Origin of the sequence: Streptomyces sp. NPDC002870, from assembly GCF_042888505.1 — a bacterium.
GTDB lineage: Bacteria > Actinomycetota > Actinomycetes > Streptomycetales > Streptomycetaceae > Streptomyces.
In genome coordinates this window covers 27,361-50,915 of record NZ_JBIAPW010000034.1, presented here as the reverse complement: position 1 = coordinate 50,915, position 23,555 = coordinate 27,361, and the positions used below count along the sequence as shown (strand labels likewise).

The 23,555-nt window shown below is 69.6% G+C and carries 14 protein-coding genes; 10 read left to right on the top strand and 4 right to left on the bottom strand.

Features of this window, described 5'->3' with window-relative positions; translation table 11 throughout:
- Positions 1 to 89: 89 nt before the first annotated feature.
- Positions 90 to 587, bottom strand: coding sequence for a transcription elongation factor GreA (greA, locus tag ACFYWY_RS30755; protein WP_389192229.1), 498 nt, complete (start codon positions 585 to 587; stop codon positions 90 to 92).
- Between the two features lie 173 nt (positions 588 to 760).
- Entirely contained in the window at positions 761 to 1,165 is a 405-nt protein-coding gene (locus ACFYWY_RS30750; RefSeq protein WP_389192226.1) for a DUF4307 domain-containing protein, read from the bottom strand.
- Between the two features lie 154 nt (positions 1,166 to 1,319).
- Here ACFYWY_RS30750 and mca point away from each other — a divergent pair, with 154 nt between their 5' ends.
- Positions 1,320 to 2,201, top strand: a complete 882-nt coding sequence (gene mca / locus ACFYWY_RS30745) for a mycothiol conjugate amidase Mca (RefSeq protein ID WP_389192223.1) — start codon at positions 1,320 to 1,322, stop codon at positions 2,199 to 2,201.
- Positions 2,194 to 2,448, top strand: a complete 255-nt coding sequence (locus ACFYWY_RS30740; RefSeq protein WP_389192220.1) for a hypothetical protein — start codon at positions 2,194 to 2,196, stop codon at positions 2,446 to 2,448. The genes mca and ACFYWY_RS30740 overlap by 8 nt, the downstream gene beginning before the upstream one ends.
- Positions 2,449 to 2,531: 83 nt before the next feature.
- Here ACFYWY_RS30740 and ACFYWY_RS30735 read toward each other — a convergent pair whose 3' ends face one another.
- Complete coding sequence (locus ACFYWY_RS30735; RefSeq protein WP_389192217.1) at positions 2,532 to 5,738, bottom strand: tetratricopeptide repeat protein; 3,207 nt, start codon at positions 5,736 to 5,738, stop codon at positions 2,532 to 2,534.
- 148 nt (positions 5,739 to 5,886) lie between these two features.
- On the opposite strand from ACFYWY_RS30735, the gene ACFYWY_RS30730 reads away from it, so the two are divergent.
- The 5 genes from ACFYWY_RS30730 (at position 5,887) to ACFYWY_RS30710 (ending at position 14,763) form a co-directional block, all read left to right on the top strand.
- Positions 5,887 to 7,902, top strand: a complete 2,016-nt coding sequence (locus tag ACFYWY_RS30730; protein WP_389192214.1) for a thioredoxin domain-containing protein — start codon at positions 5,887 to 5,889, stop codon at positions 7,900 to 7,902.
- A gap of 228 nt (positions 7,903 to 8,130) precedes the next feature.
- Positions 8,131 to 9,345, top strand: coding sequence for a glycosyltransferase (locus tag ACFYWY_RS30725; protein WP_389192355.1), 1,215 nt, complete (start codon positions 8,131 to 8,133; stop codon positions 9,343 to 9,345).
- Positions 9,342 to 10,973: an ArnT family glycosyltransferase gene (locus ACFYWY_RS30720; RefSeq protein ID WP_389192212.1), complete on the top strand. Its 1,632-nt coding sequence runs from the start codon at positions 9,342 to 9,344 to the stop codon at positions 10,971 to 10,973. The genes ACFYWY_RS30725 and ACFYWY_RS30720 overlap by 4 nt, the downstream gene beginning before the upstream one ends.
- Positions 10,970 to 12,196, top strand: coding sequence for a glycosyltransferase (locus ACFYWY_RS30715; protein WP_389192209.1), 1,227 nt, complete (start codon positions 10,970 to 10,972; stop codon positions 12,194 to 12,196). Before ACFYWY_RS30720 ends, ACFYWY_RS30715 begins: the two co-directional genes overlap by 4 nt.
- Positions 12,197 to 12,267: 71 nt before the next feature.
- Positions 12,268 to 14,763: a galactose oxidase-like domain-containing protein gene (locus ACFYWY_RS30710; protein WP_389192206.1), complete on the top strand. Its 2,496-nt coding sequence runs from the start codon at positions 12,268 to 12,270 to the stop codon at positions 14,761 to 14,763.
- A 208-nt stretch (positions 14,764 to 14,971) separates the two neighbouring features.
- Here ACFYWY_RS30710 and ACFYWY_RS30705 read toward each other — a convergent pair whose 3' ends face one another.
- Positions 14,972 to 15,646, bottom strand: a complete 675-nt coding sequence (locus tag ACFYWY_RS30705; RefSeq protein ID WP_389192203.1) for a hemolysin III family protein — start codon at positions 15,644 to 15,646, stop codon at positions 14,972 to 14,974.
- 279 nt (positions 15,647 to 15,925) lie between these two features.
- On the opposite strand from ACFYWY_RS30705, the gene ACFYWY_RS30700 reads away from it, so the two are divergent.
- The 3 genes from ACFYWY_RS30700 (at position 15,926) to ACFYWY_RS30690 (ending at position 23,373) form a co-directional block, all read left to right on the top strand.
- On the top strand, positions 15,926 to 17,749 hold the full coding sequence (locus ACFYWY_RS30700; RefSeq protein WP_389192200.1) for a phosphoenolpyruvate carboxykinase (GTP): 1,824 nt from the start codon (positions 15,926 to 15,928) through the stop codon (positions 17,747 to 17,749).
- A 276-nt stretch (positions 17,750 to 18,025) separates the two neighbouring features.
- Positions 18,026 to 19,642 carry an integrin alpha gene (locus ACFYWY_RS30695; protein WP_389192197.1) on the top strand — a complete coding sequence of 539 codons (1,617 nt, stop codon included), beginning with the start codon at positions 18,026 to 18,028 and terminating at the stop codon, positions 19,640 to 19,642.
- 35 nt (positions 19,643 to 19,677) lie between these two features.
- Positions 19,678 to 23,373 carry a LamG domain-containing protein gene (locus ACFYWY_RS30690; protein ID WP_389192194.1) on the top strand — a complete coding sequence of 1,232 codons (3,696 nt, stop codon included), beginning with the start codon at positions 19,678 to 19,680 and terminating at the stop codon, positions 23,371 to 23,373.
- Positions 23,374 to 23,555: the final 182 nt, after the last annotated feature.

Here is a 23,555-nt window from a genome sequence, read left to right as displayed (position 1 = left end):
ACGCACAGCACGCAGCACGCAGCACGCAGCACGCACAGCGAAGGGGCCGGACCGCGTCAAGCGGTCCTGCCCCTTCGCTCTGTCCGGTCTCAGCCGGTGTACGGCTTGGCCTCGAGGATCTTCACCGAAGCCTTCTTGCCGTTGGGCAGCTCGTACTCCGCGTCCTGGCCGATCTTCTTGCCGTTCACGCCCGAGCCCAGCGGGGACTGCGGTGAGTACGTCTCGATGTCGTCGCTCGCGTACTCGCGGGAGGCGAGCAGGAAGGTCGTCGTGTCGTCCTCGTCGCCGTCGAAAGCGATGGTCACGACCATGCCGGGGGCCACCACACCGGTCGCCGCCGGGGCCTCGCCGACCTTGGCGTTCTCCAGGAGCTGGGTCAGCTGGCGCACACGGAGCTCCTGCTTGCCCTGCTCCTCCTTGGCCGCGTGGTACCCGCCGTTCTCGCGCAGGTCGCCCTCCTCACGCGCTGCCGCGATCTTGGTGGCGATCTCGGTGCGCGCGGGACCAGACAGGTACTCCAGCTCGGCCTTCAGCTGGCTGTACGCCTCCTGGGTGAGCCAGGTGACGTTCTCGCTGGTCTGGGTCACAGGTGCTCCTCGTAGGTACTGGGAATACAAAGCATCGCCCTACCCAGAAGGATGTGCCTTCATGGATGGGCGAAACCACGAGCCTAACAATTTCATGGCGAAAGGGGGAGGACGAAAGCCATCAAGATTACATCAGTGCAGGTCAGAGCCGATGCGGCTATGGCGGCGCGCCGTCAGCGTGCGGTGCACTGCTCCAGCTCGGCGCTGGTCGCGCGCGCCGTGGTGCGCACCGTCACGACCTGGTCGATCCGCTTCTCTCCCGGCCGCTCCACGACGACGTCGATACGGCCCACCTCGCTGCCGTCCTCGGAGCGGGAGCGCAGCGTGCAGGTGCCGGTGGCGTCCGCGTCCTTGCGCACCTCGAGATGAGCCTGCACCTCGGTGTCGGAGACGACCTTGAATTTGATCACCTCGGCGCTGATCTTCTGCCCGGCGATGTAGTCGTAACCGAACCAGCCGACCACTGAGAGCAGCACCACACCGAGACCCGCGCCCACGACTTTGAGCGTGCGGTCGGCGCGCTCGTCCGCCGAGCGGCCATAACGGCCCTCCGGAAGCTGCTCGCGCACCGCGGTCATGAGGGATTCCTCTCCAGAACGGGCTGCCGGAATTTTCCGTCCCCCGATTCGGTCACTATAGAAGCCGCCCGCCCGTCACCCGACCGCCGCCCCACACGGACGGCCCTGCGGGACGGCACCGGTTGTTTCGCGACGAATCACTGAGGATCGAGTCTTGACTGAGCAGCTGCGACTGATGGCCGTTCACGCCCACCCCGACGACGAGTCGAGCAAGGGCGCGGCCACCATGGCCAAGTACGTGTCCGAGGGGGTGGACGTGCTGGTCGTGACCTGCACGGGAGGCGAGCGCGGCTCCATCCTCAACCCGAAGCTCCAGGGCGACGCGTACATCGAGGAGAACATCCACGATGTGCGCAAGAAAGAGATGGACGAGGCGCGCGAGATCCTCGGCGTCGAGCAGGAGTGGCTCGGCTTCGTCGACTCCGGCCTGCCCGAGGGCGATCCGCTGCCGCCGCTGCCCGAGGGCTGCTTCGCGCTGGAAGACATCGAGGTGGCGTCCGGCCGACTGGTGAAGTCGATCCGCGCCTTCCGTCCGCAGGTCGTCACGACCTACGACGAGAACGGCGGCTACCCGCACCCCGACCACATCATGACCCACAAGATCTCGATGGTGGCCTTCGAAGGCGCGGGGGACGCCGAGAGGTTCCCGGAGTCCGAGTTCGGCCCCGTGTGGCAGCCGCAGAAGCTCTACTACAACCAGGGCTTCAACCGGCCGCGTACGGTCGCGCTGCACGAGGCGCTGCTGGAGCGCGGCATCGAGTCCCCGTACGGCGAGTGGCTGGAGCGCTGGAAGGAGTTCCAGCGCGCCGAGCGCACCCTGACCACGTACGTCCCGTGCGCGGACTTCTTCGAGATCCGTGACAAGGCGCTGATCGCGCACGCGACGCAGATCGACCCGGACGGCGGCTGGTTCCGCGTGCCGATGGAGATCCAGAAGAAGGTCTGGCCGACCGAGGAGTACGAGCTCGCCAAGTCTCTGGTCGATACCTCCCTCCCCGAGGACGACCTCTTCGCGGGCATCCGCGAGAATGCCTGATATGAGCGCAAGCGCAAACCTCGCACTGACGCACCTCGTACCCCTCGCCAAGGAGGTCGACGACAACAAGGTCACCCCAGGCGTCCTCGGCTTCATCGTCTTCGCGGCGCTGGCCGTGGGCGTGTGGCTGCTGATGAAGTCGATGAACCGCCACATGGGCAGGGTCGACTTCGAGGAAGCCCCGGACCCCAGAGCGGAGGCGGCTCCGAAGGACGGCAAGCGGAAGCCGGGCGCGGCGTCGGCGTAGCGCTTGTCCTCAATCGCCGGACGGGCTTGAAATCAAGCCCGTCCGGCGATTGAGGACGAAACGGCTGCCGGACGGCCCCGGCACTACGTCGCCGCGGGCACCGGGACGCCCATCACCTCGCGCGCATGGCGGTTCGGGACCATGCCCAGGTGCCAGGCCTGCCAGCCGTCCTCCAGGTGCACGCCCCGTTCCAGCATCACCGCCAGCGCCTCCGCGCAGTCCTCCAACTTGCCGTCGCGCGAAGCGTGCGTCGTCCCCATCAGCTGGGCCAGCTCCTCCTGGGCCACCACCGTGCCGACCTCGATGCCGCCCGGCGATGCGTACGGCAGCAGCGTGCAGCGCAGGAACCTGGCCCAGTCGGCGCCTCGGTCGTCCTGGTACGAGGCGAACAGGGCCGCCGCCTCGTCGCACAGCGCAAGCGCCTGCGCCGCGCGGTTGTTGCCCGCGTCGATCAACGCCAGCTCCAGGCAGGTCCAGGCCTCGCCGTGGGCGACGCCGATGCGGTGGAAGTCGGCGCGGGCGTCCACCAGGAGCTGGCGGGCGAAGCCCGAGTTGCGCAGGTTGCCGGTCTGAGCCGCCCGCTGGTCCCGGGTGACACGGCCCGAGTGGTGGCGGGCGCAGGCCAGGCCGTACACGTCGCGCATCCGGGAGAACATCGTGCGGGCCCGCTCCAGCTCCCGTACCGCCTGGTCGCCGTCGCCACGCTCCTCCAGCGCCTGGCCCAGGTAGTACAGCGTCCACGCCTCGCCGCGCGCGTCCTCGTTGTCGCGGTGGCGGGACAGCGCCTGCCCCAGCTGTTCCACCGCGGGAGCCGGGTCGCCGTCCACCAGCCTGGCCCTGCCCAGTTGCGTCAGCGCCCAGGCCTCACCCCGTTCGTCGCGGGTGCGGCCGTACAGATCGAGGGCCGCACGCAACTCCGAATCGGCACGCGGGACATCGCCCATCCGCAGGCACACCTGGCCCAGCTGGAAGTGCGTCCATGCCTCGCCGTGCAGCGACTCGCCCTCCCGGTGCAGGGTCAGCGCCGTCGCCAGCAGCGTCAGCGCCTCCGCGAGATTGGCCCGGTCGCGCTCCACCGCAGCCAGCGCGTGCAGCGACCACGCCCGGTCCTCGGCCTGCTCGTCCGAGGACTGAAGCTCGATCGCCTCATGCAGCTTCGCCGCGGCCTCGGTCAGATTGCCCTGGTGGTGCAGGGTGATGCCGAGAGAACAGAGCGCGAGCGCGGTGCCCGAGTCGTTGTGTGCCTCGCGGTAGAGGCCGACGACGGACGACAGGGTCGTACGGGCCTTGTCGAGCTCGCCGAGCTGCCGGGCCGCGATGCCGGTACGCCACCGGACAGAGCGTTCGAGCAGGCCCTGGTCCACCGCCTGCGACAGCTCACTGATCTCGCCCAGCCGGTACAGATCGCCGCGCAGCAGGCAGTAGTCGCACAGCGCGCCCAGCAGATTGAGCACCGCCTGCTGATTGACGCCCTCCGCGTGCCGCAGCGCCGAGGTGATGAAGCTCGACTCGTCGTCCAGCCAGCGCAGCGCCGCGTCCAGCGAGGCGAAACCGTGCGCACCGAACTGGCCCGCGCGCGTGGACATCTTGCCGTCCACCATGCGGATCACGGCACCGGCCAGGTCCGCGTAGTTCTGGATGAGCCGCTCCTGCGCGGCCGTACGCTCCGCGGCCTCCTCCTCGTCGAGGAGACGGGCCCGGGCGAAGGACCGTACGACGTCGTGCAGCCGGTAGCGGCTGGCCCGCACATGGTCGATCAGTCCCGCGCCGGCCAGGCCGGTGAGCAGCCGCTGCGACTCCTGCTCGTCCGTGGCAAGCAGCGCCGCCGCCGCGGCCGCGCCCAGCGATGCCCGCCCGGCCAGCGCGAGCCGGCGCAGCAGCCGCCGCGCCTGCTCGGGCTGGTCGGTGTAACGCAGCCACAGCGCCCGCTCGACCGGGCCCACCGGACCGTACGCGCCGAGATCGGCCGCCAGCTGATGCGCGGTCCGCGGGCCGAGCGAGGAGCCGGCGATACGCAGCGCGAGCGGCAGCCCGCCGCACAACTCCCGTACCTCGTCGGCCGACTGGGCGTCGTACGGACCCGACAGAGGCTCCTCGGCCGAGGCCCGCAACAGCTCCTCCGCGCCCGCCGCGTCCAGTGCGTCGACCGGCAGCTGGTGCACCCACGCCGGAATGTCCGCCGGCAGGTCGAGCCGCTCGCGCGCGGTCACCAGCACCAGGCTGTCCGAACGCTCCGGCACCAGGGTGCGCACCTGCGCCGCGTCGCTCGCGTCGTCCAGCACCACCGTCACGGGAAGCCCGGTCAGATGCTGGTGGTACAGCTCGCCCAGGCGCCGCACCTGCTGCTCGGCCGACGAACGCTCCCGGAACAGCAGCTGTTCGCGGGGTGCGCCCAGCCGGTTCAGCAGATGCAGCAGCGCATCACGCGTAGAGAGCGGCTGCTCGCTGTCGCCGCGCAGATCAACCACGCACGCGCCCCGGAACTGATCCTTGAGATGGTGCGAGGCCCGGACCGCGAGAGTCGTGCGCCCCGATCCCGGCGCGCCGTACAGCACCACGACCGTCGGCCTGGTCTCCGTCGACGCGCGGGCGGCGTGCACCCACTGAGAGATCTGCGTCATCGCATCCCGGCGGCCCGCGAACGGCCCCTCAGGCTCCGGCAGATGCCCGAAGGACTGCTCGAGCACCGACCGCCTGCGCGCCGCCGCGCTCCGGTCCGCGCCGCGCAGCTGCGGCGCCACGGTGGTCTTCTTCGCGGTACGGGTGGAGGAAGCCAGCATCCGCTGCTGGTCCAGGAACGGCCGGATGCCCCGCACCTCCAACGCCGTCAGCCACTGCAGCCGCAGCTGCTCGGTCCCGCCCGGCTGCCCCAGCGCCCCGGCTCTACGGTGCGCGGCGGGCCAGTGCGAGGCGGTCACCTTGGCGACGGTGGTCGCGGCCCCGGCGACGGCGACGACGGCCCCGGCGCCGAGCGCGGTACCCGTCGCCGTCCCCAGCGCGACGTCCGCGCCGATCGCAGCGGCCGCGGCAATAGCCGTGACCAGCACGGGAGTTGAGATGTTCTCTCGGCTGAACCGCGCCGACAGCGGCTGCTGCCCGGCCTCCGCCTCCACCAGCGCCTGCTCGTACGCGGCGTACTCCTCGGCCGCATTGGCCGCCATGCTGTCCAGGGCGGCGCGTGCGCGTGCCATCAGCACGCCCGAGTCCGACCGCCCGCCCGAACGCCGCATCTCTTCCTCTACGGCGCGTACCAACAGCCGCTCGGCTTCCGCCCGATGGCTGTCCCGCATATGGGTCCCCCTCCGAGAGCCTTCCGGTTCTGTTCCGGTTCCGGCCCCGTCTCGGGTTCCGGTTCCGTTCCGGCGACAAGTCTCCTGCGTACGGCGCGTCAGCGCGAGAGAGTCTGACGATCATCCTCACCTGAGAGAGGATGGGAGTATGCCGAACCGCCTCGCCCATGAGACTTCCCCCTACCTCCTCCAGCACGCCGACAACCCGGTCGACTGGTGGCCGTGGTCGGGCGAGGCCTTCGACGAGGCACGCAGGCGCGGGGTGCCCGTGCTGCTCAGCGTCGGCTATTCGAGTTGCCACTGGTGCCATGTCATGGCGCACGAGTCCTTCGAGGACGAGGCGACCGCTGAGTATCAGAACGAGCACTTCGTCAACATCAAGGTCGACCGCGAGGAGCGGCCCGACGTCGACGCGGTCTACATGGAGGCCGTGCAGGCCGCCACCGGGCAGGGTGGCTGGCCCATGACCGTCTTCCTCACAGCGGACGGCGAGCCCTTCTACTTCGGTACGTACTTCCCGCCCGAGCCCCGCCACGGGATGGCCTCCTTCCGGCAGGTCCTCGAAGGGGTCGCGGCCGCGTGGGCCGACCGGCGGGACGAGGTCGGCGAGGTCGCCGGGAAGATCGTCCGGGATCTGGCCGGGCGTTCGCTCGCGTTCGGCGGGGAGGGGGTGCCCGGCGAGGAGGAGCTGGCGCAGGCGCTGCTCGGGCTGACCCGGGAGTACGACGAGCGGCACGCCGGCTTCGGCGGCGCGCCCAAGTTCCCGCCGTCCATGGTCGTCGAGTTCCTGCTGCGGCACTACGCCCGGACCGGCGCCGAGGGTGCACTGGAGATGGCCGCGCAAACGTGTGGGGCGATGGCCCGCGGCGGGATGTACGACCAGCTCGGCGGCGGCTTCGCGCGGTACTCGGTGGACCGGGAGTGGACGGTGCCGCACTTCGAGAAGATGCTGTACGACAATGCCTTGCTGTGCCGGGTGTACGCGCATCTGTGGCGGGCGACCGGTTCCGGGCTGGCCCGGCGGGTGGCGCTGGAGACCGCGGACTTCATGGTGCGGGAGCTGCGCACGGCCGAGGGCGGGTTCGCCTCGGCGCTCGACGCGGACAGCGACGTCGGAGACGGTACGGGCAAGCATGTCGAGGGCGCGTTCTATGTGTGGACGCCGCAGCAGCTGCGCGAGGTGCTGGGGGACGAGGACGGCCGGCGGGCCGCCGAGCTGTTCGGGGTGACGGAGGAGGGGACGTTCGAGGAGGGCGCCTCGGTCCTTCAACTCCCGGACGGGGAGGCCGAATCGTCGATCAAGGAGCGGCTGCTCGCGGCGCGGGCGCAGCGGCCGCGCCCAGCGCGGGACGACAAGGTGGTCGCCGCCTGGAACGGCCTCGCGATCGCGGCGCTCGCCGAGGCCGGTGCGTACTTCGAGCGGCCGGATCTCGTCGAGCGCGCCACCGAGGCCGCCGATCTGCTGGTGCGGCTGCACATGGACGACGCAGCGCGCCTCGCCCGTACTTCCAAGGACGGCCAAGTCGGCGCGAATTCTGGGGTGCTGGAGGACTACGCGGACGTCGCGGAGGGTTTCCTGGCGCTCGCGGGCGTGACGGGTGAGGGCGTGTGGCTGGAGTTCGCCGGTTTTCTGCTTGACATCGTCGTCGACCAGTTCGTGGCCGAGGGCGGGGCGCTGTACGACACCGCGCACGACGCCGAGCGGCTGATTCGCCGCCCGCAGGACCCGACGGACAGCGCGACCCCGTCCGGCTGGTCGGCGGCGGCCGGCGCGCTGCTCTCTTATGCGGCCCACACCGGCTCGCAGGCCCATCGCACCGCCGCCGAGGGCGCGTTGGGCGTGGTGAAGGCGCTCGGGCCGCGGGCCCCGCGTTTCATCGGCTGGGGGCTCGCGGTCGCGGAGGCGCTGCTGGACGGGCCGCGGGAGGTGGCGGTGGTCGGGCCTCAGGACGACGCGGCGACACGGGAGTTGCACCGTACGGCGCTGCTGGCGCAGGCTCCGGGCGCGGTGGTCGCGGCCGGCGAACCGGACAGCGAGGAGTTCCCGCTGCTGCGGGACCGCCCTCTGGTGGACGGCAGCCCCGCCGCGTACGTGTGCAAGCACTTCGTCTGTGACGCCCCTACCGCGGATGCATCCGCACTTGCCCGAAAACTCGCCAATTGACGGCGTCACATCACTTTTTATCGGGCGAGCACCGGACTTTAACCTTCCGCCTATAGGGTCCTCGGCACGAGGAGTCGCCGAGGCTGCGCACTGGGGAGTGCCGCACCGAGGCTGACACAGGTGTGTCGCCGGCCAGGGGGGTCCTGCTGCCGGGGCGCAGGTCCAAGGGGGGACCTTTCGGTGCTCATATCGGTGTTCGTTGTTGCCATTTCCGTGGCGCTGTTCTGGATGGCCGCGTTCACGCTGTGGTGGCAGATGCATGCCTGGCGTACGCCCGAGATACTCGCGGCGACCCGGTTCGACCGGCCCGACGGCGCCGTCGGGCTCTCTTTCTCCCTGCTTCTGCCCGCCCGCCACGAGCAGGCCGTGCTGGAGCACACCATCGAGCGGCTGCTGGAGTCCAGCCACTCCAACTTCGAGATCATCGTGATCGTCGGCCACGACGACCCGGAGACCGCGGCGGTCGCCGAGCGTTCGGCAGAGCGCGATCCGGTGCGGGTGCGGGTCATCACCGACACGCATGAGGTGAAGAACAAGCCCAAGGCCCTCAACACCGCGCTGCCGCACTGCCGTGGCGACATCGTGGGTGTCTTCGACGCCGAGGACCAGGTCCACCCCGAGCTGCTCGCCCATGTCGACCACGCCTTCACCTCCACCGGCGCGGACGTGGTCCAGGGCGGCGTACAGCTGATCAACTTCCACTCCAGCTGGTACAGCCTGCGCAACTGCCTGGAGTACTTCTTCTGGTTCCGCAGCCGCCTGCATCTGCACGCGCAGAAGGGCTTCATCCCGCTGGGCGGCAACACCGTCTTCGTCCGTACGGCTGTGCTGCGTGAAGCGGACGGCTGGGACCCCAACTGCCTCGCGGAGGACTGCGACCTGGGCGTCCGGCTCTCGTCCGTCGGCAAGAAGGTCGTCGTCGCGTACGACAGCGACATGGTCACCCGCGAGGAGACCCCCGGCACGCTGATGAGCCTGCTCAAGCAGCGCACCCGCTGGAACCAGGGCTTCCTGCAGGTCTACCGGAAGAAGGACTGGAAACAACTCCCGGGCTTCGGACAGCGCTGGCTCGCCCGCTACACCCTGATGACGCCCTTCCTGCAGGCCTTCTCCGGCGTGATCATCCCGCTCAACGTGGCCATCGCGCTCTTCCTCGACGTCCCCGTCGGGATCGCCATCGTGACCTTCCTGCCGCTGATCACGGCCATGGTCACCGTCGTCTTCGAGATCGTCGGGCTGCACGACTTCGGCAAGCAGTACGGCCTTCGCGTCCGCACCGTCCACTACCTCAAGCTCATCATCGGCGGCCCCTTCTACCAGGTCCTCCTGGCCGGCGCCGCGATACGCGCCGTCTGGCGGGAGCAGCGGGGACGCAACGAGTGGGAGCTGACCAGTCATGTCGGCGCGCACCTCACCGAGACCCGAGAGGATGCCCACCGGTGACCACAACTCTCCCGCCGGCTCCTGACGCCGGCACCCTGCCCGCTGCCGCGAAGCCCCGGCCGACGGTCCGCGTCCATATCCGGCCCGTCATACGCTTCCGCAGCTCGCGGCCCGATCTGCTGCTGTGCTTCGGGCTGCTGGCCGTGATCCTGCTCGTCCAGGGCTGGAACATCACGCACTTCCCGACGCTCAGCGACGACGAAGGCACTTATCTCGCCCAGGCCTGGGCGGTCCAGCAGGGCGACGGGCTCGCCCACTACACGTACTGGTACGACCATCCGCCGCTCGGCTGGATCCAGATAGCCGTCCTCACCTGGATCCCGTCGCTGATCGCGCCGGAGACGATGACCGTGGCGACGATGCGGTTCGCGATGCTGCTGGTCAGCGCGGCGTGCGCGGTGCTGTTGTACGTACTGGCGCGCCGGCTGTTCCTGCCGCGCTGGGCCGCCGGTCTCGCGATGCTGCTCTTCGGGCTCTCCCCGCTCTCGGTGGTCCTGCAGCGCGAGATCTTCCTGGACAACATCGCGGTGATGTGGATGCTGCTGGCGTTCTGCCTGGCCGCGTCCCCCAGCCGACATCTGTGGCACCACTTCGCCGCCGGACTCGCCGCGGCGACCTCCGTGCTCACCAAAGAGACGATGCTGGTGGTGCTGCCCGCGCTGCTGGTGACGATGTGGCGGCACAGCCACCGTGACACCCGTAAGTACGCGGTGACCGGCGCGATCACCGCATGTGCGCTGATCGGGCTCGCCTATCCGCTCTTCGCGCTCCTCAACAATGAGCTGTTCCCCGGGCCCGGCCATGTGTCGCTGATCGACGGGATCACGTACCAGATGGGCCGCGAGGGTTCGGGCTCCATCTTCGATTCGGGCTCGGGCTCGCACGGCGTCTTCCGGTCCTGGCTCTACTACGACCGGGTGCTGCCGCTCGGCGGACTCGCCGGCGCGGCCCTGCTACTGGTGACCCTGCGCTGGTCGGTGACGGCACGCGCGCTCGCCGGACCGGCGCTGGTGGTGGCGATCCTGGCGCTGGTGGCGATGAGGCCCTCCGGCTATCTGCCCGCGATGTACGTCATCCAGGCCCTGCCGTTCCTGGCACTGGTGCTGGCGGGCGGCGCGGCGAGTGTGGCTCACGCGGTGCTGCGGCGGAGGAGCGGGGTCCGGGGCGGAGCTCCGGCGGTACGGCGGACGGTCGCCGCCGCCCTCGCCCTCGCGGCCGCCGCATTCGTCGTGCCGAGCTGGTACGACGGAAACCGCGACGCCCTCACCGTCGACGCCAACGCCCCCTACCGCGCGGCCGCTTCCTGGATGCAGAACGAGGTCGCCGACCCCGCCTCCACCCGGGTTCTGGTCGACGACGCGCTCTGGCTGGACCTCGTGCACGACGGGTTCGAGCCCGGCACCGGCGCGATCTGGTTCTACAAGGCCGACCTCGACCCCGCGGTGACGAAGACGATGCCGCGCGGCTGGCGGGATCTCGACTATGTGGTGTCGTCGCCGACCGTCCGCCGCGACGCCGTCGACCTGCCCAACGTCAAGGCAGCACTTGAACATTCGAAGCCCGTCGCCGTCTTCGGCGAGGGTGCGGACCGGATCGAGATCCGCCGGATCGCCGGAGGCGAGCGATGACCACCACACCCCGTACGGGCGCCGAGGAACTCGGCGATCCGGAGCTCAGCGCCGCCCAGCTCGCCGAGCCCGGCGCCGTCACCGTCATCATCCCGACCTTCAACGAGTCCGAGAACGTACGGGAGTTGCTCCACCAGCTCACCGAGTCCGTGCCGTCCCGGCTGCCCTGCGAGGTCGTCTTCGTCGACGACTCCACGGACGACACCCCGGACGTGATCCGCAGCGCCGCGCAGGACTGCCCGTTCCCGGTCGCCGTACTGCACCGGGACGTCCCGGCCGGCGGGCTCGGCGGCGCGGTCGTCGAAGGTCTCAAGGGCGCGGGCTCCGACTGGATCGTCGTCATGGACGCCGATCTCCAGCACCCGCCCGCGCTCGTGCCCGAACTCGTCGCGGCGGGGGAGCGGTCGGGCGCCGATCTCGTCGTCGCCAGCCGCTACATCCGCGGCGGCAGCCGGGCGGGCCTCGCGGGCGGCTACCGCATCGCCGTCTCGCGCGGGGCGACCTGGCTGACGAAGGCGCTCTTCCCGCGCAGGCTGCGTGGCATCAGCGACCCGATGAGCGGCTTCTTCGCGATCCGGCGCAGCGCGGTGACGGCCGAGGCGCTGAAGCCGCTCGGCTACAAGATCCTTCTGGAGCTGGCGGTGCGCTGCCGCCCCGAGAGGGTCGCCGAGGTGCCGTTCGTCTTCCAGGAGCGGTTCGCCGGCGAGTCCAAGTCGACGGCGAAGGAAGGGATGCGCTTCCTCGGGCATCTCGTCGCGCTGCGTACGGCATCGTCGGCGGCCCGGATGGTGGCCTTCGGCCTGATCGGCCTCACCGGCTTTCTGCCGAACCTGTTCGGGCTGCATGTCCTGACCGCAGCCGGAATGCATTATCTGCCGGCCGAGATCGTCGCCAACCAGTTCGGTGTGATCTGGAACTTCCTCCTCATCGAGGTGCTGCTGTTCCGGGACCGCCGCGGGCACCGGCACTGGGCGGACCGGGTGGGCCGGTTCGCGCTGCTCGCCAACGCCGATCTGCTGCTGCGCATCCCGCTGATCGCGCTGTTCGTGGGCCGGCTGGAGATGGCGGTGCTGCCCGCCACCACGCTGGCGCTGCTGACCACGTTCGTCCTGCGGTTCGCGGCGACGGAGGCGCTTGTCTATCTGCCGCGCACGGGTGGGCGTCACCGGGACGAGGGAGACGGCCGCAGCAGTCGAGGGAGCCGCAAGGAAAGGACCGTGTAATGCCTGCCGATTCACCCACGCCAGGGCCCTGTGAGCCACAGACCCGCACGTCCGAACCGCGCCCGGCGCGGATGGCGCGCCTGCCGCGTATCCGCCTGCCGCGCCGCACGCGAGCGCCGCGCGCCGCGCTGCAGAGCGGGAGACGCAGCACCGCGCCGCGAGGCGCGAGACGCCGCGTCGCGCTGCTCGCCGTCGCCGCGCTCACCGGGGGGCTGCTGATATCCGCCCCGCAGCAGGCTTCCGCCGGCCCGCCCAACTTGATCACCAATCCGGGCTTCGAGACCGCCGGCGTCGCCGACATGCCCGCCTGCTGGGAGAAGTCCGGCTGGGGCGACAACGACTTCACCTTCGAGACCGTCGCCGACGCCCACTCGGGCAGCAAGGCCATGAAGGTCTCACTGAGCCGCCGCGTCGACGGCGACCGCAAGGCCATGATCACCGAGGACACGGTCTGCGCGCCCACGGTGAAGCCGGACAGCCAGTACGACCTCTCCCTCTGGTACAAGAGCACCACCCCCGACACCGCCGTCACGCTCTTCCGGCACGACGTGACGGGCGGCTGGCAGTACTGGACGGACCTCAAGACCCTCCCGATGAGCGCCGATTACGAGCGGGTCGAGGTCCGAACCCCCGCGGTCCCGCCCGGCACCGACCGGATCACCTGGGGCGTGTCGGTGTACGGCACGGGCTCGGTCACCACTGACGACTACGTCATGGAGGAGGTGACCGTACCCGCCCCCGACCCCGTCTGCACGGGGACGCCGCAGGAGTGCGCCAAGGGCCGCTGGGACGTCCTGCCGGTCCAGAACCCGGTGCGCTCCATGCATTCCGTGGTTCTGCACAACGGGAAGGTCCTCGTCATCGCCGGCTCCGGCAACGACGAGGCGATGTTCGAGGCGGGCACTTTCACCTCCGCCGTCTATGACCCGGCGACCGGCGACTTCCGGACCATTCCCACCCCGGTGGACATGTTCTGCGCCGGCCATGTGCAGCTCCAGGACGGCAAGGTCCTGGTGATGAGCGGCAACAAGGGCTATCCGTCGGCCGACGGCACGATCGGCTACCAGGGGCTGAAGGACTCGTACGTCTTCGACCCGGCGACCGAGACGTATACGAAGACGAACGACATGAACGACGGCCACTGGTATCCGTCGGCGACGATCCTCGGCAACGGCGATGTCATCTCCTTCGGCGGTCTGAAGGAGGACTCGACGGGCAATGTGACGGCCGAGAAGTTCTCCGCGGCGCAGAACAAGTGGCTGCCGATGAACGAGGTCAACCAGACCTGGTCGTACTGGGGTCTGTACCCGTCGATGATCCTGATGCAGGACGGCCGGCTCTTCTACTCCGGCAGCCATGTCTTCGGCAACGGCACCCAGGGCTCCGGCGCGTCCATCTACGACTACACCGCCAACACCATCACCGATGTGCCCGGTCTGCAGAACAAGGACCAGCGGGACGAGTCGGCGAGCGTGCTGCTGCCGCCCGCCCAGGACCAGCGGGTGCTGACGATCGGCGGCGGCAACAACGAGACCAACCCGGCCGCCAACCGCCTCACCGACATCATCGACCTCAAGGACCCCAACCCGGTCTATACACATGGTCCGTTGCTGCCGCAGGGCCAGGTCGACCAGGGGCAGGGCAAGCGGCCGCAGACCGGCGCCGAGGGCAAGATGTTCGTCTCGGCCGTGCTGCTGCCCGACGGGAAGGTCTTCGAGACGGGCGGCGGGCTGCACGACCGTGCCGACCCGGTGTACGAGGCGTCGTTCTTCGACCCGGTGACCAACACGTACCAGGAGGGTCTTGCGACGGACCCGATCCCGCGGACGTACCACTCCTCGGCCTTTCTGCTGCCGGACGGTCGGGTGATGGCAGTGGGCGACAACCCGGGCAACGGCACGTACAACCACAATGTGTCCGTCTACACGCCGCCGTATCTGCTCAAGGGCGCCCGGCCGAAGATCACTTCAGTGATCGACGGGCAGTGGACGTACGGGGACACCCAGAGGATCACGGTCGACCGGCCCATCGCCAAGGCGGAGCTGATCCGTCCGGCCGCGGTCACGCACTCCTCCGACCCCAACCAGCGGTTCCTGGATCTGCCGATGACGGTGGACGGCAACAACATCGACCTCAATGTCACCAGCAACCCCAATATGGCGCCGCCCGGCTGGTACATGCTCTTCGCGGTCGATGCGAACGGGATCCCGTCGGTGGCCGAGTGGGTGCATCTGGGGGGACCCGCGGCGATGGCAGCCGATGCCCCGTCCGCGCATGTCCACGACTTCGCGGACGCTCCGGCGAAGGCGCCGAAGAAGGCGCTGAAGAAGCGGAGTTCGGCGCCGGTGAGCCCGCGGATCGCGGGCTGCGACCGGCACTACGGCGCGGCCGGGGTCTGTGTCCCCACGGTGTTCCCCCGAGAGGTGAAGGCGACGACGGCGGCGCGGTGCGGGTGGCTGGCGGCGCATGAGTACGGACGGCTGAAGGTGAACGGGAAGGACGACCCCTTGCGGCTCGACCCGAACAGGGACGGGGTTGCGTGCGGGAAGGGGGACGGGGCGAGGTAGCGGCGGCGGGGGTGGGTCAGAGCTTCAGCCCGCCCCGCATCGTCGTCAGCGCGCGGTCCACCAGGGCGACGGGTTCGTCCTGGTGGTCCCGCGCCGCCCGGTACGGCATCACCTCACGGGGCCCTCGTCGGCCGGCCGCGCCCGCAGTTCCGCTTCCAGGACCGGGTCCGAGAGTCCATGCCAAATGGCAGTGACCCCCAAAAGAAGCTCAGTGCTGGTAGGCGACCATCGAGATGCCCACGTAATGCACGATGAACGCCGCGAGCGTCAGGGAGTGGAAGACCTCGTGGAAGCCGAACCACCGCGGTGACGGGTTCGGTCGCTTTATCCCGTAGACCACGCCGCCCGCGCTGTAGAGCAGCCCGCCCACGATCACGCAGACGAGCACCGCGATCCCGCCCGCGCGCATGAAGTCGGGCAGGAAGAAGACGGCCGCCCAGCCCATCGCGATGTAGCAGGGCGTGTAGAGCCAGCGCGGGGCGCCGACCCAGAAGACCCGGAACGCGATGCCCGCCACGGCCGCCGCCCACACGGCCCACAGCAGTACCCGGCCTGAGGAGTCCGGGAGGAGGAGCATCGTCAGCGGGGTGTACGTGCCCGCGATGATCAGGAAGATATTGGCGTGGTCGAGCCTGCGCAGCACGGCTTCGCCGCGCGGGCCCCAGTTGCCGCGGTGGTAGAGGGCGCTCACGCCGAAGAGCAGGCACGCGGTGAAGACGTAGATCGCGCAGGCCACCCGGGCCCGGGAGCTGTCGGCGAGCGCCGTGAGCACCAGTCCCGCGACCAGGACGGCGGGAAACATGCCCGCATGCAGCCAGCCGCGCAGCCTCGGCTTCACGGGGGCCGGCTCTATCTCGGTCACGTCGGGCGCGGCAGCAGTCATGACGAGGATGGTACCTACGCAACCGTAGGTAACGGATGGTTCCTTGCCTCCTCGTCGCGCCCTACTGCCGCCTGGCCCGAGCGGCCCTCGAGATGCGAGTCGGGCTCCGAGTGGCGATGCTCACGTGAGAGGTCCTCTGGACATATGCGCACACTGCACGGATGATCAGATGAGTGCGGTCGGCACCGGATGAGCGCCAGGAAGAAACAAGGGACCGAAGCATCCGGGTCGCAGCCCCCACGGGGCAACAACTTCGAATCCCCTCACTTAGGAGCGATCGTGGCGCGCGACATCGCGGCTCCCAGCACCGTCCCCACCAACCACCAGGAGCTCGTCTCCTGGGTCGACGAGATCGCAGCAATCACGCAGCCGGACAGCGTCGTCTGGTGTGACGGATCCGAAGCCGAGTACGAGCGCCTGTGTGAGGAGCTCGTCGCCAAGGGCACCTTCAAAAAGCTGGACCCGATCAAGCGCCCGAACTCCTACTACGCCGCGTCCGACCCGAGCGACGTCGCCCGCGTCGAGGACCGCACCTTCATCTGCTCCGAGAAGGAGGAGGACGCGGGCCCGACGAACCACTGGAAGGCCCCGGCCGAGATGAAGGACATCTTCGCCGGCGAGGAGGGCATCTTCCGCGGCTCGATGCGTGGCCGGACCATGTACGTCGTGCCGTTCTGCATGGGTCCGCTGGGCTCGCCGCTGTCCGCCATCGGCGTCGAGATCACCGACTCCGCCTACGTCGCCGTCTCCATGCGCACCATGACCCGCATGGGACAGCCCGTCCTCGACGAGCTCGGCTCCGACGGCTTCTTCGTCAGGGCCGTGCACACTCTCGGCGCCCCGCTGGAGCCGGGCCAGAAGGACGTTTCCTGGCCCTGCAACAGCACCAAGTACATCTCGCACTTCCCCGAGAGCCGCGAGATCTGGTCGTACGGATCGGGCTACGGCGGCAACGCCCTGCTCGGCAAGAAGTGCTACGCGCTGCGCATCGCGTCCGTCATGGCGCGCGACGAGGGCTGGCTCGCCGAGCACATGCTGATCCTCAAGCTCACCCCGCCGCAGGGCGAGTCCAAGTACGTCGCCGCTGGCTTCCCGAGCGCCTGCGGCAAGACCAACCTCGCCATGCTGGAGCCCACCGTCGACGGTTGGACCGTGGAGACCATCGGCGACGACATCGCCTGGATGCGCTTCGGCGAGGACGGCCGGCTGTACGCGATCAACCCCGAGGCCGGTTTCTTCGGCGTCGCGCCCGGCACCGGTGAGCACACCAACGCCAACGCCATGAAGACGCTGTGGGGCAACGCCGTCTTCACCAATGTCGCGCTCACCGACGACAACGACATCTGGTGGGAGGGCATGACCGAGGAGGCCCCGGCCCACCTCACGGACTGGAAGGGCAACGACTGGACGCCCGCGTCCGAGACCCCGGCGGCCCACCCCAATGCCCGCTTCACCGTGCCCGCCTCGCAGTGCCCGATCGCCGCGCCCGAGTGGGAGGACCCCAAGGGCGTGCCGATCTCGGCCATCCTCTTCGGCGGCCGCCGCGCCAGCGCCGTACCGCTGGTGACGGAGTCCTTCGACTGGCAGCACGGCGTCTTCCTCGGCGCCAACGTCGCCTCCGAGAAGACCGCGGCGGCCGAGGGCAAGGTCGGCGAGCTGCGCCGCGACCCGTTCGCGATGCTGCCGTTCTGCGGCTACAACATGGGCGACTACATGGCCCACTGGATCAAGGTCGGGCAGCAGGCCGACGCGTCGAAGCTGCCGAAGATCTACTACGTGAACTGGTTCCGCAAGAACGACGCGGGCAAGTTCGTCTGGCCGGGCTTCGGCGAGAACAGCCGCGTGCTCAAGTGGATCGTGGAGCGCCTGGCGGGCAAGGCCGAGGGCGTCGAGACGCCGATCGGCATCCTGCCGACGCGTGAGGCTCTCGACACGGACGGTCTCGAACTGCCCGACGAGGACCTCGACTTCCTGCTCAAGGTCGACAAGGAGGTCTGGCGCGAGGAGGCCGCGCTGATCCCCGAGCACCTCAACACCTTCGGCGAGCACACGCCGAAGGAGCTGTGGGACGAGTACCGCTCGCTGGTGGCGCGGCTCGGCTGACGCTCGTACTGAATCGTCGCGGCGGGCCAACTCGACATCCGCCCTGACCTGTGGGGTCACACAGGTCCGCCGCGTCCCCGGCCCCCGGAGCCCCCTCACGGCTCCGGGGGCCGGACCTTTTTCCGGGATGGAATTCAGGACCACAACCCTGTTGTCGGCCAAATAGCCAGTCAGGTCGTCCGCAGTGCATGACTCTTGTCACATGTGACCCACCCGTTCCAGGAACGTAAGATTTCCTGGCTTATGTGAAGAACATGTGGGAACTGGGGTGGGGTTGTGAGTGTTGAGGATGACACCATACGGCGCGAGCCGACGTCAGCGGGTTTATGGGGAAGGAACTACCGAGTCGGTTACTGGATCGCCTGGCTGGCGGTTCTCGGCTTTCTCATCACCGCTGCCGTAGCGTTCTTCGGTCACTCGGCCGCGTCGGCCGCCGGCACCTGCGGCGGCGGAGGCGAATCGGACTACAACGGCGACGGCCTGCGGGACACGGCGATCGCCGATCCGGACGCGACGATCGGCGGCAAGGCCGGATCCGGAGCGGTCACGGTGGTCTACGGCGGCACGACGGCCGCAAGCGTGCAGATCCAGCAGGACCTGGCGTGGGTGCCGGGTGACGCGGAGGGCAAGGCGCAGTTCGGCCGGTCACTGGCCCACGGCGACTTCAACGTGGACGGCTGCAGCGACCTGGTGGTCGGCGCACCGTACAAGGACGTCGGCACGGCCCGCGACTCGGGCTCCGTGTATGTGCTGTTCGGTGCCGCGGGCGGACTGGGCACCGGCCAGGCATCGGTGACGTACGACCAGACCGGGGTGACGGCCTCTCAGGGCCCCGAGGCGGGAGACCTGTTCGGCTTTGCGCTGACCGGCGGGACCACCTCGACAGCGCTGCCGTTCCTGGTGATCGGCTCTCCGGGAGAGGACACCACGGCCGGCGCGGACGCGGGATTGATCCACTACCTCAGCGGCAAGCCGCTGACGAACGTCGTCGTCTCCCAGGACAGCACCGGCGTGTGGGAGACCGCCGAGGCGAACGACCGTTTCGGGGCCTCGCTCGCCTCGACCGACCGCTACTTCACGGTGGGCTCGCCGGGGGAGTCGATATCCACCGCCGTCTTCGCGGGCGCCATCCATGTCTTTCGTCCGTCACTGAACACCAGTGGCATACCCGAGCCGGTATTCGGCCTCGGTCAGACCCCGGACGCGCCGGCCGGAACCGACAAGGACCTGTCGGCCGAGCCGTACGACCGCTTCGGCACCTCCCTGGCGATGGCACCGCACCGAATCTCCTCGGAGGCCTCGGCACTGGGCGCCGTACTCGCGGTGGGTGTGCCGGGCGAGGACCTCGGCACCCTGACCGACGCCGGTCGCGTCGCGTTGTACCGCGTCAACCCGGACAAGACGGTGACGCGGACGCTGGAGAACCTGAACCAGGGCGGCACCGAGGTGGAGGGCGACCCCGCCGCGGGCGACTTCTTCGGGCAGCAGGTGGCCGTGGTCAACACCGCACCGACGCAGGTTGCCACGGCAGACACGGTGAAGGTGGCCGTGGGCGTCCCCGGCAACGAGGCCTCGGCCACGGCCGAGCACCTGGACAAGGGCGGAGTGCAGATCCTGCCCTTCGCCGCCGATCCCGGCCCCACCGACGTGTGGCTCGATCCGGGCTGGGGCATCCCGGGCGTACCCGAGCACCAGATGTACGTCGGCGCCAGCCTGGCCGCGACGCCGCAGGCGCTGCTGGTCGGAGTCGTCAACCCGTCCGGTGACACGCCGGGTTCGGTCTACGCCTTCGACTGGACGGTCGTCAGCGGCGGCGCTCCGGCACGTACCTTCGCCCCCGGCCAGGACGGCCTGCCTGCGGGCGGCACGGCATTCGGCGCGGTGATCCGGTGATGGAGCGGAGCAGAGGGAGACACCAGCAGGTGCCCATGACCAGGTCAGGCACGCGAGGGCGAAGAGGCCGCGCGGCGCTGGTGACCGGCGCGCTGACGGCGATGCTCGCCGCCGGTACGTACGCGCTGCCGGGCACCGCCGAGGACACGGCCGCCGAGGCGGCGGCCGACGCGTACACGAGGGCTGTCACCGTGGCGGCCGAGACGGGTCACGCCCAGACCGAGCAGGTGGCGCTGGCCGCGGCGAAGCGCACAGGCAAGAGCGTCGAGGTCACGGGCCTGCGCCAGGAGCGGCGCGATGTGTTCGCCAACCCCAGGGGGACGTTCACCGCGCAGGAGTACACCCAGCCGGTCCGTACGCTCAAGCCCGGCGGCTGGGCACCGGTCGACGACACGCTGGTCAAGCGCGCGGACGGCAGCCTTTCACCGAAGGCGGCCACCGTCGGACTGGAGTTCTCGGGCGGCGGCGAAGGCCCGTTCGCCACGATGAGCCGAGCGGGCCGTGAGTACTCGCTGACCTGGCCGGGCGGAAAGCTGCCCGCCCCGAAGGTGGAGGGCAGCACCGCCCGCTACGAGGAAGTGCTGCCGGGTGTGGACCTGGCTGTACGTGCCGAGATCGAAGGATTCGGCCACTACTTCATCGTCAAGAACGCGCAGGCGGCCGCCAATCAGGAGCTGACCCGGATCGAACTCGGCCTGTCCGCCAAGGGTCTGAAGATCGAGAAGGACCGCGGCGGCGGTATGCGCGCCGTGGACGCGGCGGTCGGCGGCACCGTCTTCGAGGCGGCCAAGGCCGTGATGTGGGACTCGGCCCCCAGCCTCTCCTCGGCGAGGACCACCCCGCCGGCCAAGGGCGGCGTCCGGTCGGCCGGTTCCGGCGCCGGCACGACGGGAAGCACGGCAGGGACCGTGGCGGGCCCCGCGGCTGGAACCGCGGCTGGAACCACGGCCCCCAAGGCCGCCCTGCAGGCCGTCGACGGCGGCCGGAAGGCATCCGTGGGCCTCACCGTCGCCAAGAACCGCCTCACCCTGACCCCGGACCTCGAGCTGCTGCGCGGCAAGGACACCGTCTACCCCGTCGTGGTCGACCCGATCCCGCGCACCATCCACCGCTCCGCGTGGACGGGCGTCATGTCCGGCATGCCGGGCGAGCAGGACTGGGCGTACTCGGGCAGCGCAGGCATGGGCAAGTGCCCGGTCAACTACAACCCGACCACCTGCGCCGGCATCGGCGTACGGCGTCTCCTCTACACCTTCCCGCTGTCCGCCTACCGCGGGAAGCAGATCCTCAGCGCCCAGTTCTCGGCCCGCGTGGAGTTCGTGTACTGGGCCGACGCCAAGGCCGAACCCGTCGACCTCTACCGCATCGGCGGCAAGAACTACACGGTCACCAAGACCAGCAGCTGGGGCAATACCAAGGACGACTGGTCGGACTACCTGGCCACGATGGACACGAAGATCTCGCCCACGACCTGCAAGGGCAGCGCCAACCTCAACATCAAGAACGGCGAGCTGCTGAACGAGGTCAAGGCGGCCACGGCCGACAGCTGGTCCAGCATGTCCCTCGGCCTGCGGGCCAAGGACGAGTCCGACTATCCGGGCTGGAAGCGGATCTGCGGCAACACCTTCCTGAAGATCGAGTACAACACCCCGCCCCGGCAGGTCGACCACAAGCTGATGTCGACCAACCCCGGCGGCGTGTGCAACTGGGACGCCGCGACCCGCAAGTACACCGATGTGCTCCCGCAGCTGCGCGCCGAGGCGCGTGACCCGGACCACGGCTCGGCGTACGCGGACCAGGTGAAGATGCAGTTCCAGGTGTTCTACAACGACGCGGGCGGCGCCGAGCAGAGCTACACGTACGACACCGGATACAAGTCGCCCAACGCCGGCACCGTGTTCACCCACCAGGTGACTCAGCCGGCCGGCAAGCCGAAGATCCCCGACAGCACCCTGATCACCTGGCAGGCCCGCGCCTTCGACGGTGACGCCTGGGGGCCGTGGAGTTCCGACGGCACCCCGCAGCGCTGTGCCGTCATGCGCGACGCGGCCCGGCCCAAGGCGCCCAAGGTCGCCTCACCGGAGTACCCGGACGACGACATGTGGCACCACGGCATCGGCACGGTCGGCAAGTTCACCTTCACCGCGTCCGACAAGGACGTGAAGGAGTACCGGTTCGTCTTCGACGGCGAGGCCAGGAAGACGGTCACCGTCACTGGGGGCGCACCGGCCACCGTGACCTGGAATCCTCCCCGGGCCGGACGCCACTGGGTGACCGTCGAGGCCTATGACGGCGCCAACAACTCCAGCGTTCCCGCCCACCACGAGTTCCTGGTCACCGACGGCAAGCAGGCCGCGGGCCAGTGGAATCTGGACGACCAGCAGGGCAGCGAACTGGCCCAGGACAGCTCCGACAGCGGAAGCCACCCGGGCCGCCCGGGCACCGGAGTCACCTTCGGAGCCGAAGGACCAGGCGGGGTGGCCGACGGCGCCGCGCACTTCGACGGCACCAAGAACGCCTACCTCGACTCGTGGGGCACGGTGATGGACACCGGCCGGAGCTTCTCCGTCAGCGCCTGGGTCAAGCCCACGGCCCTGAACAAGGACATGGCCGTCATCAGCCAGGACAGCACCGGTGAGCCGGGCTTCGTGCTCGGATACGACGCCACGGACAAAGCCTGGTCGTTCTCCACACCGGACATGGACGTCGACGCGATGGAGAGCTGGAAGGCCGTCGCGCCCGCCGCCACGTACCCGGTCAAGGTCAACGAGTGGGTGCTGCTCACCGGTGTCTACGACGCCTACGCCACCGCCGGTCCCCAACTGCGGCTCTACGTCAACGACAAGGAGGCCGCCAAGACCGCGCGCCACACCACCTGGTCCTCGATCCGCAGTCTGCAGATCGGCCGGGTCCTCGCCAAGCACGGCTACCGCGACAACTTCGAGGGCGACCTCGCGGAAGTACGGGCGTACGACCGGGTGCTGCCGCAGAGCCAGATCGCCCAGATCATCACGGTCAAGCCGCAGCGCAAGGGCTACTGGCCGCTGGAGGCCGTCGGCGCCGACAGCAACTCCGCCAATGTCCAGGCCGGCGGCCAGCCGCTGGCGCTGCACGGCGCGACCATCTACAAGCCCGCGGACGAGTTCGACGACGCGGCGCTGGTCGACGGCGGAAGCCTGGCCCTGGACGGCACGGACGACTGGGCCGGGACGGCCACACCCGTGGTGACCGGCGCGGACAGCTACACCGTCGCCGTACGAGCCAAGCTCACCACCCCGGACGCGGAGAAGTCGCAGACGGTGCTCTCCCTGCCGGGCCAGAACGCGGACCGGATCACGGTGCGCTTCCAGGCCGCGACCAAGCAGTGGGAGCTCGCGCTGACCGACGCGGACAGCGGTACGGCGAAGGTCACCACCGTGACCCACGCCGATGCCGTCCCCGGGGTCTCGCTGTCGGGCACCCACCTTGCCGTGGTCTATGACGCGGTCACCCACCAGGTGGATCTGTACGTGGACGGCCAGCCGGTCGCCACGGCGTCGGACGACGAAGAGCACTTCTTCGACCACACGACCTGGGCCTCCAGCCGTGGCCTCCAGGTCGGGCGCTCCGCGCTGGGCGGCGGCGACGAGTACTTCGCCGGTTCGATCGACGAGGTGCGTGTGTACGCGGGCGCGGCGGACGCGACCGCGGTCGGCCGGATGAACCAGCTGACCGGCGACCCGGACCTGTAGGGAACGCAGTTGGTGCCCGTACGCGGCCGTCGATGACGACGGCCGCGCACGGGCAAGCCCGTCTGCCCGGCGGGTCTCTTCCTTCCTCTTTCCTTTTCTTTGTGGAGTTGACTGATGTCTTTAGGTGGCAGATTGCTGGCCTCACGCATGCCCAGGCATGTGGTGGCCGCCACTGTCCTGGG